The organism is Streptomyces sp. NPDC005303 (genome assembly GCF_040607335.1).
Classification (GTDB): Bacteria; Actinomycetota; Actinomycetes; order Streptomycetales; family Streptomycetaceae; genus Streptomyces.
This window is the reverse complement of record NZ_JBEXGM010000007.1, coordinates 13,160-25,440: the sequence shown is the minus strand read 5'-3', so window position 1 is coordinate 25,440 and position 12,281 is coordinate 13,160. Positions and strand designations below refer to the sequence as shown.

General features: G+C 68.9%; 10 protein-coding genes. 6 read left to right on the top strand and 4 right to left on the bottom strand.

Features of this window, described 5'->3' with window-relative positions; translation table 11 throughout:
* Positions 1–38 precede the first annotated feature (38 nt).
* The gene (locus ABZT93_RS12955; RefSeq protein ID WP_356103008.1) at positions 39–1,769 is read right to left on the bottom strand and encodes a nucleic acid/nucleotide deaminase domain-containing protein; all 1,731 of its coding nucleotides are present in this window, start codon (positions 1,767–1,769) and stop codon (positions 39–41) included.
* 204 nt (positions 1,770–1,973) lie between these two features.
* Between ABZT93_RS12955 and ABZT93_RS12950 the strand changes: the two genes are divergently transcribed.
* The 6 genes from ABZT93_RS12950 to ABZT93_RS12925 all read left to right on the top strand — a co-directional run bounded on the left by ABZT93_RS12950 (position 1,974) and on the right by ABZT93_RS12925 (position 7,298).
* Positions 1,974–2,690 (top strand): DinB family protein, encoded by a 717-nt coding sequence (locus tag ABZT93_RS12950; protein WP_356103005.1) that lies wholly within the window; start codon positions 1,974–1,976, stop codon positions 2,688–2,690.
* Positions 2,691–2,846: 156 nt separating this feature from the next.
* Positions 2,847–3,584: a hypothetical protein gene (locus ABZT93_RS12945; protein ID WP_356103002.1), complete on the top strand. Its 738-nt coding sequence runs from the start codon at positions 2,847–2,849 to the stop codon at positions 3,582–3,584.
* A gap of 112 nt (positions 3,585–3,696) precedes the next feature.
* Positions 3,697–3,984: a hypothetical protein gene (locus tag ABZT93_RS12940; protein WP_031038056.1), complete on the top strand. Its 288-nt coding sequence runs from the start codon at positions 3,697–3,699 to the stop codon at positions 3,982–3,984.
* A 53-nt stretch (positions 3,985–4,037) separates the two neighbouring features.
* Complete coding sequence (locus tag ABZT93_RS12935; protein WP_356102998.1) at positions 4,038–5,291, top strand: putative T7SS-secreted protein; 1,254 nt, start codon at positions 4,038–4,040, stop codon at positions 5,289–5,291.
* A 5-nt stretch (positions 5,292–5,296) separates the two neighbouring features.
* A complete protein-coding gene (locus tag ABZT93_RS12930; RefSeq protein ID WP_356102996.1) occupies positions 5,297–6,412 on the top strand; it encodes a hypothetical protein in 1,116 nt (371 codons plus the stop codon).
* Positions 6,413–6,428: 16 nt separating this feature from the next.
* Complete coding sequence (locus ABZT93_RS12925; protein WP_356102992.1) at positions 6,429–7,298, top strand: hypothetical protein; 870 nt, start codon at positions 6,429–6,431, stop codon at positions 7,296–7,298.
* A 78-nt stretch (positions 7,299–7,376) separates the two neighbouring features.
* On the opposite strand, the gene ABZT93_RS12920 is transcribed toward ABZT93_RS12925, so the two are convergent.
* Genes ABZT93_RS12920 through eccCa form a run of 3 tightly spaced genes read right to left on the bottom strand, consistent with a single transcriptional unit; the run spans position 7,377 to position 12,113 of the window.
* Positions 7,377–7,979: a hypothetical protein gene (locus ABZT93_RS12920; RefSeq protein ID WP_356102988.1), complete on the bottom strand. Its 603-nt coding sequence runs from the start codon at positions 7,977–7,979 to the stop codon at positions 7,377–7,379.
* Between the two features lie 20 nt (positions 7,980–7,999).
* Positions 8,000–8,149 carry a hypothetical protein gene (locus ABZT93_RS12915; RefSeq protein ID WP_356102986.1) on the bottom strand — a complete coding sequence of 50 codons (150 nt, stop codon included), beginning with the start codon at positions 8,147–8,149 and terminating at the stop codon, positions 8,000–8,002.
* A 25-nt stretch (positions 8,150–8,174) separates the two neighbouring features.
* Entirely contained in the window at positions 8,175–12,113 is a 3,939-nt protein-coding gene (gene eccCa, locus ABZT93_RS12910; RefSeq protein ID WP_356102983.1) for a type VII secretion protein EccCa, read from the bottom strand.
* Positions 12,114–12,281: the final 168 nt, after the last annotated feature.

Sequence of the window (12,281 nt, the reverse complement as noted above, 5' to 3'; positions counted from 1 at the left end):
CTTGCGGATGATCGGAGTGCCCGATGCTAGCATGTGCGTTATTTGTGCCGGTTCGCCTTGAGGCGGTCCAGATAATCCATCATTTCCGCGTTGCCTGAGGCTCTGGATTCCTTTGTGTTTCCGTAATCGATGCTGTGGGTGACATCGACGTGCGAGAGTCTCTCCTTCATCCACGCGCTGCAGTTCGGCGCGGACGAACAGGGAGCTCTTTCCGTGTACAGCTCGGTCATACGGCCACCGGCGCCGTCCCGGAGGACCGGGAAACCGATCATGCGCTCGGAGTGACGGAATCCCGAACTGCGCGCGACCATGATGAAGTTGCTGTCGTCCTTCTTCGCGCTGTCGAACCGGGCGGCGGCGTAGTTGTTGCTCTCGAACTTGTCCTGCCCGTTGACCTGTTTGTGGTTGCCGTAGCTCTTGTCCGAGTGTCGGGCCAGCTGTACGGCCTGGGACAGGGGGGTGCTCCCGAGCTCGACCTGTTGCGAGTTGCTGAGGGGCCGCGGTCGCTCCTTGCCGTGGAGCTTGAGGTTCGGTTCGCCCGGGAGCGGCCGGCCGGCGTTGTCGCCGTCGAGCCTGAGACCCAGGCGGTCCCGGTCGTCCTGGGTGAGCTTGTCGGTCCCGCCGTCGGCCCGCAGCTTCTTGAGCGTGCCGTCATCGCCCATGAGGTACATGGGCGTCTTGCCGTCGTTGCCCTTCTGCAACTGCTTCAGGGACAGGGCGGTCTCGTCGTCGTTGTCCTTGTGACGCTTGGCCATCTGCTTCAGGCCGCCGGTCATGCTCTCGTCGAGGTGGTCGGCGGAGCGCTTGACGCCTCGACCGATGCCCTCCATGACCTCGTCCACCATGGGGTCGAGGAGGTTGGTCAGCGGATCCTTGCCCCGCGCACGGCCGTGCGAGGACTTCGCACGGGACAGCTTGGTGCCGGCCCCGTCCCGGATCTTGCCGCCCGCGCCCTTGAGTCCGTTGCTCGCGCGGTCGTAGGAGTCGAGGTCCATGCTGAACTGACCGCCGCCCCCGCCACCGCCGCCCGAGCTGCTGGACCCACCGTCGGCACCGGCCAGTTGCATCGACCCGCCCGCACCCCCGCCCGCGCTGGCCAGTTGCATCCCGCCCGACTTGAGGGTGTCGACGCCCTCGCCCAGACCCTTCTCGCCGGCCTTCGCGGTCTGGCCGAGGTCGACGCCGTTCTGTGTCCCGAGTGCGTTGCCGCCGATCTGTACGACCAGGTCGCCCGCCATCGCGCCGATGGCCTGGAAGACCGGGCCCATCGCGACCTCCATGATCCGCCCGGCGATCTCCTCGCAGACCTCCTCGAAGATGCGCTTGACCGCGATCCGGGTGACCTGTGTCCCCGCGATACCGCCCAGGGTGGACAGTCCGAAGGTGAGCGGGGCGGCCGCGATGGCGGCCGCTATCTCCGCGGCGAGGATGCCGAGTTGGGCGATTGCCGCGATCTTCGCGCCCTCGATCAGCACGGCGACCGCGTCCAGCGCGGTCGCCGCCACCCGGCCCGCTTCGGCGAGGTTGGTCAGATGCTTGCCCTTGACCAGGTCCCAGTGCTTCTCGAGCGCCTGGATCGCGAGGCCTTCGTTGCCGCCGACGAGGTCGGTGATCGCCCGATGCGCGTCCGCGGCACCGTCGTCGATGTCGTCGGCGAACTCCCGCATGGCCTGGGCCATGTCGCGGTAGTCGTCCTCGTCGACATTGGGCCAGCTGATGCCTATCAGGTCCAGGGCCGCATCCAGCTCGCTCGGCAGGACTACACCCACAGGGACCCCCGTTCGAAAGTTTCTCCGAGCAACGTAACTTCGATCGGATCATGCGAACAAGTTAACCTGGCGTCACATGTCTTGATTCGAGGCTCAGTTGGCGCAGACCTTTCCGAACGGAACCCGGAGGCCCGGAAATCCGTCGCGCTTCCCGCGGGCGGCCGGTTAGCCTCCGGCTGGACGTGATCGCGAGGGGAGCCGGGCATGGAATCGGGGCGAGTACGGACCGACCGACTGGGCGTACTGCTGGACCAGTTCGACTGTGTCAGGGAGCGGGCGCAGATCCGGCTCGAGGGGCTCGGCGACGCGGAGTACCTGTGGGAGCCGGTGCCGGACTCCTGGTCGATCCGGCGCCGAAGCGAGGCGGTGACGCCCAGGGCGTACGGCCCCGGCGAGTGGGTCCTCGACAAGGGTGCCCCCGACATCCCCTCGGGCGAGTACGCCGAGGTCGCCCGACAGGCCGCCGACGGCATGAGCGTCGCGAAGATCGCCGCGGACTGGAGCGTGAGCGTCGAACGGGTCGAGGAGGTCCTCGCCCACACCGGCCCGGTGGAGCCCGACATCTCCCCGGTCACCACCATCGCCTGGCGCCTCGGCCACCTCCACTCCTGCTTCGCGGGCGAATGGGAGTGGACCTTCGGCGAACGCCGCACGGATCCCTATGAGTTGGTCGACTTCACCCCCTCCGCGGCCCTCGCCCAGGAACGCTTCTGGTCCCTGCTCGACCGCTGGCGGGAGGCTGTCGGCAAGGTGACAGAGGAACAGCTCGACACGATCGGCTTCTCCCAGTACCCCTACGGCTCGGCACCGGACGAGCCGTACATCTCCACGCTGTGGGGCTCCAACCTGGAACTCATCCATCACATGGCGGAGATCGCGCTGCTGCGGGATCTGTGGCAGGGGCGCCCCACCAAGGGCTGAGCCGATACGGGGCGAGCGCTCTTGGGGACATGATGTGGACGTCCTGTGGAACAGTCGTCTCCAGTTCTTCCGGCGCCGACCACCCCGCGACATCGCCGACCCAGTTTTGAGAGTCTGTCGACCGTCATCGTCAACCGGACCGACAGTTGGGCGGCCATGAACCACAGCAGCCAGGAACGGGCCCCGCAGGCTCAGCAACCGGGGCCGTACGGCCAGGCGCCCGCTCCTGCGGAGACCGTGATCCACGTCCCCAACAAGAGACTGCGCAGGTACGACAAGGCCGCACCGGGGGAGCCGACCACCACCGTCCAACAGGCCGGCCCCGGCACCCAGGACCAACCGCTGGCGTACGTCCACGTGCCCCAGGACGCCCCCAAGGGCGGCCGCCGGACCCGGCCGCCGTTCACGGTGAGCGGCCCGAACGGCGAACCGCTCAGCTCCGTACGATCCGTCGGCGACGGGGTGTACGAGGTCTACGGCGGTGACGGCGCCCCGATCGGCCGGATCACCCGGCGCGCAGGGCGGATCCTGCCGTGGCCGCGGCGTGTGCAGTGGAGCGTGGAGCCCGTCCAGGGAGGTGGAGCGCTGGTGGGCGAGGTAGGGACCAGTAAGGCGTGGGCGGTGTTCGTCCTGATCTCCCCGCTCTACTTCGTGCTCTGGGCGGTCATGGCGGCCCAGGGGGCGCTCTGGCTGCTCCTCGGTGAGAAGAGCGAGGCGAAGAAGGAAGCCGCCTGGGAGATGGAGCCTCCGACCTGGACCCGGTGGCGTTGGGACAGCGAGCCGGACGCCGCGATCGAGTACCAGACCGGCCGCAAGTACCGCCTCGCCTCGGCCCGCTTGGACCACAGGCTTGCCTACGCCCAGGCCGTCCTGCACGTATGGGACCGCGCGTGAGCGTGCGCACGCCACAAATTGGCGACAGCGAACATCGCCAGGTAGGCCGAAAGTTGCTGCTCCGATAGTCTGACCGGCGATCACCGATCACGCTACGGGGAGGCACACGGCGATGGCGGACTTTCAGATCGATGTCGATCGTATGAAGACCCTGATCAACCGGCTCGACCAGGTGGACGACCGCATGCGGGGCGCCCAGGAACGGCTCAACAAGGTCGGTCCCAAGGGTCTGGGCACGGACGGTCTCGACAACGCCTGCGACGGTTTCCAGGACGACTGGGGCGACGGCATCAAGCGGATCGCCGACGGCGCCAAGCAGCTGCACGAGGGTCTGCAGAAGACGCTCGAGGCGTACCAGACGACCGACCAGGATTTGCAGAAGGGCTTCAGTCAGAAGTAGCCCGCTCCACAGCTGAGACAACTCGCACACGCGCACACAACGGGGAGAAGACGATGGGGATGTTCGACGATCCCAGCTGGCCCGGACTGACGTTCAACCCGGCCAAGGGTGACCTGCACACGATCGAGTCGCTGGCGTACGACGTCAAGACGGTCGGTGACGAGCTCGACGAGATGCGCGAGATGCTGGTGGGCATCGGCAGGACGGACGGGATCTGGGACGGCGAGGCCGCCAAGAAGTTCCAGGACAAGGTCGGCGAGCTGCCCAAGTACCTTCAGCAGGGCCATGAGTCGATGGCCGCCTGCTCCAGGGCGCTGCGCGGCTGGCACGACGAGCTGGAGACCATGCAGCGCCAGGCCAAGAACCTGGAGGAGCGCGCGGTCGAGGCCCGCAAGCGGCTCGACCAGAAGAACGCCGACGTCGACAAGGTCAACGTCAAGATCGAGGGCGCCCAGTTCCAGCAGCTCACCGAGCAGCAGGCCAAGGCCCTGTCCGAGGAGGCCGACTCCGCCTCGCGCGCGGCCCAGGACGCCGCGACCGACCTCAAGCTCCTCATCCAGAACGGCGAGGCGCTGCGCAAGTACTGGGAGGAGCAGGCCGCGAAGGCTGAGAAGGCCATTCGCGAGGCCGCGAAGAACCGGCCGCCGGACATCAGCATCTGGGACAAGATCACGGATGGTCTGAAGGGTGCCTGGGACGGCTTCAAGAACTTCCTGATCGACAACGCGGACCTGTTCTCCACGATCTCCGCCGCGCTCGCGGCCGCTGCCATCGTCGTCAACGTCATCCCGGTCGGTGGCCAGGTCGCCTCGGCCATCCTCGGTGCGGGCTCGGTCGCGTTCGCCGGTGCGGCGATGGCCGGTCACTGGATGGGCGGCGCTCCGATGTGGAAGGTCGGCCTCGACGCGCTCGGTGTGATCCCCGGTGTCGGCGGCGCCGGCAAGGCGCTCATCTCCGGCGGTAAGGCGCTGTTCACCGGAGCCCGTGAAGCGGGGGCCCTCGCGTCCGGCGCCAAGGTCATGATGAACCAGATCAAGAACCCCATGAGCACCAAGATGATCAACTGGGGCCTCGGCAAGTTCGGCAAGGCCGTCGACCCGTCGCTCATCACCGGCGCGGTCAAGGGTTTCTCCACCGGCTTCGGCATCGGCCACCTGATCTCCGGCGGCAACGAGGGCGGCGGCAGCGCGCCCGCGGTCTCGACCCAGCCGGCCCCGGCGACCGGTCAGCCGCAGCCCGCCCCGCAGGTCACGACGATGCCCTGGCCGGCCTCGGGTGACAAGTTCCACCAGACCCTGGCGGCCTGAGCACCATGAGCGAAGTCACCACCGCCGCTCCGGCCACGGAGCCGTTCGCGCTGCACGTCGGTTGGGTGGTCCCGCCGTTCTTCCATGAACTTCCGCTGGGCACGGACGACGCCGACGAGGCGGCCGAGCAGCTCTACGAGACGGTCCACAAGGTCATGCCGGGCGGCGCGGACCAGGACCGGTTCCGCATGTTCGTCACCTACGCCGGCATCATCGACGACCTGCGGAACGCCGGAGCCGTGTATGCGGGCTTCTGCAACCTGGACTTCGACGGCCGCCCCAGCACCGCCACCGTCGCCGTCTACCGCATGCCGCTGCACGACATCACCTCCGAGGAAGTCCTGTCGGAGGCCCTCACCGGCCTCCGGCGGGCCTACCCCGACGACGACGTCCGCATCAGCACCCTGCCCTCCGGCAAGGGTGACTCCGAGGCCGTCGTACGGATAGGCCAGGCCCCCTTCACCCTCACCGCCGAGGCCTCTCCCACCGGTGAGCCCCTGGAGGTTCCGCGCGGTCAGATCCAGGTCTACATCCCGCTGCCGAACAACGCCGACCTGCTGGCGTTCGAGCTCTCCACGCCCTGTATGGAGGACTGGGACTTCTATTCGGAACTCTTCGCCACCATCGTCCGGACCCTGGACTGGGCGACGGAGGAGCAGGCGGAGATGGAGGCCGCCCTCTCCCGGGCCCAGCCGGTCCCGGAAGTCGCGCCCGACCCGGTCGTGGTGCAGGAGCTGTACTCCTTCTCCAGCCGGGTCCTGGACGGCCTCGGTGTGCTGGGCCGGATGGACGAGGGCAACGTAGTGTCCTCAGTGACCTGCGCCGACTGCTGGTCCAAAGGGCTGACGACGGTGTGCACGGCCCGCCATCTCTGGCAGATCGACGGCGTTCCGGACGAGCAACTCGCCTTCGCCGTCGGCCGATTGGACACGACCTTCCAGAGTCAGGGTTGGCTCAAGGTGGCCGGGGCACCGGGGGAGAGCGTGTCCCTGGCCGCGGACAGCGGAGCCGGACACCGCGTCAACGCCACAGTGATACACGGTCGGCAGCGGCTTGTCGTCGAGGTCGTCGCCCCCTGCACCCGCACAGTGCGGGGGCCGGGCAACTCCGTGTTCGGATAGTGGAGGCGAACCCGCCATGAACGAAACCACTGGCGCCCTTCTGCCGATCGGCGCTCACTCACTGTCCGCGGACCCCCGACTCGCCACCGCGGTACGGGATTTCGGCCGCACATATGGCTACGACTACTTCGACGACGAGACGGTCGGGCGGACTCTTGCCGAACACGAGTCCGCCCTGCGCCGCGTCGCACGCGGCTGGCTTGTGTGGGTCGGCTCCCTGGCGACCGCCGTCGGGATCGTCTGGCTCGTGTGGGCCGCCTCCGGCAAGCCGGAGAGCATGGTCGTCGCGGTCGCGCCCCCGTCTGCCGTACTGGTCCTGGCGCTCGCCGCCTTCGTCCAGGTCAACCTCCAGGGCCGGCGCAAGCTCCGGCACCCCTTCCTGGAGGGGTACCGGCACGTCCTCGCGGCGGCACTGGCGCACGGCGCGCCCGTGACCTACGTGCCCGCCTGGCTGACCGGCCGAGGCGGCGGGGCACTGGAAGTGGCCCCGCTACCGTCGTACAGCGCACCGGCAGGGGGCCCGGCCACCGGCGTACGCGGCACCTCCGTGGCCCCGCCGCCCAAGCCGGCCGAGGTCGAGGAGTACGAGCGGATCGCGGAGCACGGCGGCTGGCACGACGAGGCGGGCTGGATCCTTGTCGTCGCGGGAGCCGTCGGCGTGGGCTACGCCGTGGTCAAGGACCTGCCCGCGGCGTACGCGTCGGTCCTGCTCATCGCCCTCGGCATCTGGACCTGGATCGCCGGGCACCGCCTCGGCAGACGTCAGCGGGAGCTGTCCGGCGACGCCCTCCGTTACCTCGACGAGCTGACCAGGTCCCAGGCCGCGGGCGCAGCCGTGCACGAGCTCTCACCACCCCTGCGCAAGCTCCTGGACACACGGCTCTGACAAGCGGTACGGATACGGCGGTGGCGGCACCCTCCCCGGGCGCCGCCACCGCCGTATCCGCGACGGATGACCAGTCCCTCAACCGACCCGCGCCCCCGCAGCCGTGGCGCGCTCCCGTGCCTCGGGGCTGACGCCGCGGGTGCGGGCCGACATCCGGTCGTCCACCGCCGTGCGCTGAGCGACGCCGAACAGTCGGCGCGGGCCCGGTACGGCAACGACGCCCAGGAAGCGGGGGTCGCCGGCGAACCAGACCTCGCCGACCTCGCCGGACCTGACCTTCCGGACCCAGAACGTGTAACCGCTGCCCAGGAAGCTGCCGTAGCCGAGGGAGACGGTCCTGTCCGGGCGCTCGGGGTCAGTGAAGGAGAACCGGGTGGTGCCGTTCTTCGCGATCGAGGCGGCTCCCGGGACCGACTGCCAGGGGTAGACCTTCAGGATCCGGCGCAGCGAACGGATGCCCATGACCCTCGCCGTGCTGAGCATGGCCAGGTAGATGAGCACGAACAGGGCCGGGAAGACGATCCAGAGCGTCCACACCGGTGTCAGGAGCACCGCGTACAGCCAGGCCGCGAAGGACGCGAGCGAGAACACGAAGGCACTGAGCCGGAACGTGGCCGTGCGGCGCCAGGCCCGCCGCGTGGCCGGGTCCTCGTAGGCCGTCTTTGTCAGGGGAACGTCCACCGCGTTGCACTCCATCAAGATCAGACGAAGACCGCGCGCACGGACGCCTCGGCCTCGGACTCGGGGTTCTGGGCCTTGAACTCCTCGGGAAGCGGATTGTCGAAGCTCACCATCTCCGCCATGGCGCGGTGTACGTCTCGGTAGTGCTGAGAGGGGCGGGCCGCAGACACGGCCCGCCCCTTCACCGACACAGGCTCAGCTCTCCGGCAGGTAACCCGTCTGCACCAGCTGCCCGCTGGTCCGGCGTGAGATGAACTGGCCACGGCCCTGCGGCTGCGGAGTGGCCTTGATGTTGTTGAACACCGGGCCCTCCGACGGGTCGCCGGACAGCACGATGCCCTGCGCGCCGAGCTCCTTGATCCGGGTGAGCACCGGCTCGAAGGACGAGCGCGAGGCACCCGAGGTGGAGCGGGCCAGGATGATGCGCAGACCGAGGTCGCGCGCGAACGGCAGGTACTCCAGGAGCACCGACATCGGGTTGCCCATCGACGTGGCGACGAGGTCGTAGTCGTCGATGAAGATGAACGCGTCGGGCTCGTTGTACCAGGAGCGGTTGCGCAGCTGGTCCGGCGTGACGTCCGGGCCCGGCATACGGCGGCTCATGGAGCCGGCCAGCGACTCCATGACCTCCTGGAGCTGCGGACCCGAGGCGCAGTACTTGTACATGTGGCTCTCGGGCACCTGGCCGAGCAGCGCGCGCCGGAAGTCCGAGACCACGAACAGCGCCTTGTTGGGGGCGTACCGCTCGGAGATCTGCTTGGCCATGAACCGCAGCAGCGAGGACTTGCCGGACTCGCTCTCGCCGTAGATGACGAACAGCGGGTCGGTCTCGAAGTCCACGAAGACCGGCGAGAGGGTGAGCTCGTCGACGCCGACCGCGATACCGCGGCTGCCGAAGTCGCCACCGCCGGGCAGCTCGGACGCGTGCAGCATCGTCGGCAGCATCCGCACCTTGGGTGCCGCCGCGCCCTGCCAGGCGTTGTTGACGCTCTGGACGAGGTGCGCCATGCCGTCGGCGAGGTCCTCCACCGCGGTCGACCCGTCGATCCGGGGCGTGGCGGCGAGGTAGTCCAGCTTGTCCGGGGACAGACCGCGGCCGGGCTTGCCCATCGGCACGTTCTCGGCCCGCTTGCGGTCGAACTCCGACTCCATCGCGTCACCGAGCCGCAGTTCGAGGCGGCTGAGGATCTGGTCGCGCAGCGCGGGCCGCATCTCGGTGTAACGGGTCGCGGTAATGACCAGGTGGATACCGAAGCCGAGGCCACGGGTGGCGATGTCCGCGATGACCGGGTCGAGCATCTCGTAGTCGTTCTTGAACGTCGCCCAGCCGTCGATGATGAGGAAGACGTCGCCCCACTGCTGGTCGGGGTAGTGACCCTGCGCCCGGCGGTTTCGGAAGGTGCCCATGGAGTCGATGCTCTTGGAGCGGAAGAACTCCTCACGGGCGTTGAGGATGCCGTGCACCTCCGCGACCGTACGGCGGACCTTCTCCTGGTCCAGACGGGAGGCCGCGCCGCCCATGTGGGCCAGGTTCTCCAGCGCGAGCATGCCGCCGCCGCCGAAGTCGAGGGCGTAGAACTGCACTTCGGCCGGGGTGTGGGTGAGCGCGAACGAGGTGACCATCGTGCGCACGAGCGTCGACTTGCCGGACTGCGGGCCACCCACGATCAGCGCGTGACCGGCGGCCCCGGACAGGTCCGCGTACATCACGTCACGGCGCTGCTCGAAGGGCTTGTCGACCAGGCCGACCGGGACGATCAGCTTGCTCTGGGCGTGGTAGCCCTCGGCGTGCAGACCGCGCTCCGGGCTGATGTTGAGGGCCGGCAGCACCTGGTCGAGGCTGAACGGCTCGTCCAGCGGCGGCAGCCACACCTGGTGGGCGGGCGGGCCCTGACCGTCCAGGCGGCTGACGATGACGTCGAGGACGGTGTCCGCAAGCGCGTCGTCGACCTGGTTGCTCCGGGTCTCCGGCTCGGGGTCGGCGAGGATCCGCACCGGCACCGGAGCGGCGGTGAACAGCACGGGGGAGCGGTCGATCCGGCCGCCGCCCTGCACCGTCGGCCCGTTTGGCCGGTAGGTGCCCGACACGTACGCGGCCTTGAACTGCACCATCGTCTCGGTGTCGTACTTGAGGATGCCCGCGCCGGGGACGTTCGGCAGGTGGTAGGCGTCGGGCACACCGATCGCCGTACGGGACTCGGCCGCCGAGAAGGTGCGCAGACCGATGCGGTACGACAGGAAGGTGTCCAGGCCGCGCAGCTTGCCCTCCTCAAGGCGCTGCGAGGCGAGCAGCATGTGCACACCCAGCGAACGGCCGATCCGGCCGATCTGGATGAACATCTCGATGAAGTCCGGCTTGGCGGCGAGCAGTTCGCTGAACTCGTCGATGATCAGGACGAGTGAGGGCAGCGGGTCGAGGGCGGCACCGGCGGCGCGCGCCTTCTCGTAGTCGGTGATGTTGGCGTAGTTGCCGGCCGTCCGCAGCAGCTCCTGGCGGCGGGTCAGCTCACCGGTGATGGAGTCGCGCATGCGGTCGACGAGGGTGAGTTCGTCGGCGAGGTTGGTGATGACCGCGGAGACGTGCGGCATGGAGCCCATGCCGGTGAAGGTGGCACCGCCCTTGAAGTCCGCGAGGACGAAGTTGAGCGTCTCGGACGAGTGCGTGACCGCGAGGCCGAGGACCAGCGTGCGCAGCAGCTCCGACTTTCCGGAACCGGTGGCGCCGACGCACAGGCCGTGCGGGCCCATGCCCTCCTGCGAGGCCTCCTTGAGGTCCAGCATGACCGGCTCGCCGCTCTCGCCGAGACCGATCGGCACCCGCAGCCGCTCGTGCAGCGTGCGCGGCCGCCAGGTGCGCGAGACGTCCACGCTCGCCGCGTCGCCGATCTGCATGAGATCGGTGAAGTCCAGGTTCGCCAGCAGCGGTTCGTCCGCGTCGGCCGCGCCGAGACGCAGCGGCGCGAGCTGCCGGCCCAGCGACTCGGCCTGCGCCTGCGACAGCACGTCGGGGACACCGGTGAAGACACCCGTGCCCGCCTCCAGCTCCATGGCGTCGGGCCACACCCGCACCGACAACGAGCCACGCAACTCGTCGAGTTCACCGGGCACCACCTCGAGGATGGTCACGCCCTGCAGGCCCTCCGCCGAGGCGAGGACCGAGTCCGCGGGCACCCCGCCGCCGTCGAGGACGACGACCACGTGCGGCTGGTCGAGCACCGGCGAGCCGTCCCGGCTCCAGCGGGGGCGGCCCTCCAGCTGGTGGGCGATCATCTCCTCCAGCTCGCCGAGGTCGAAGCAGAGCAGACGCCGGCTGCCGGCGCCGTCGGACTCCTTGTGCTGCATGTGCGGCAGCCACTTGGTCCACTCCCAGTCCACCGCCGCGCCCGGCGAGGCCACGACCGCGATCACCACGTCCTCGGGGGAGTGCAGTGAGGCCAACTGGCCGACCACGGACCGGGTCTGGCCGTAGACCGTCTCGGCGTCGCCGGAGATCGTCACGTGGTAGAAGGAGCGCAGCCCTATGGCCAGCGGGAGTTCACCGAGGGTGCCGTAGCTCGCGATGAACTGCTGCATCGCGTGGGCGGTCAGCGGCTCCAGCTCGTCCACCGGCGCGGTGTCGGGCGCGACCAGGGGCGTGGCCAGCTGCTGCGGGCCCAGGCCGATGCGGACCTGGACGAAGTCCGGGTCCATGGAACGCCGTTCCCACAGCCGCGATCCCTCGGCGACCAGCGCCCACAGCTGTTCCGGCGCCGGGTGCAGGTAGTACTGGGCGTCGCGCTGCTTGTGCACCGTGCGCCGCACCTCGCGGCGCTTCTGCGCCAGGTACTTGAGGTAGTCGCGCCGGGCCTCGGCCATCTGACCCGACGGTCCCTTGCGGGCCCGCACGATCTGGGCGACCAGCATGGCGACCGTGGACACCATCATGAGCCCGCCCATGATCTTCATGAAGCCCTGGGCGCCGGGCATGAAGAAGAACGCCGCCGACGAACCCATGCCCAGCATGGGCAGCAGGTTCATCAGCAGACTGTCGTCCTCGGTGCGAGGGAGTTCGGGAGGGGACTCGAGCTTGACCTCCTCACTCGGCACCTCCGGCGGGAAAACCCGCGGCGGGCGCTTGACGATGACAACGCTCACCGATCCACCAGTCCTTCACGCAATCGCAATGTCGAACCGCCCCCGTCGTGACGGCCCCCGTATGTTCGTCGACCCATGGGGCTTTGCCAACGCATGAGTCGGGCGTTGATCCTACTGTTCTGCGGGGCCGTTGGGCCGGGAGGGGATGGGGAGATGCCGCGAGAGGAC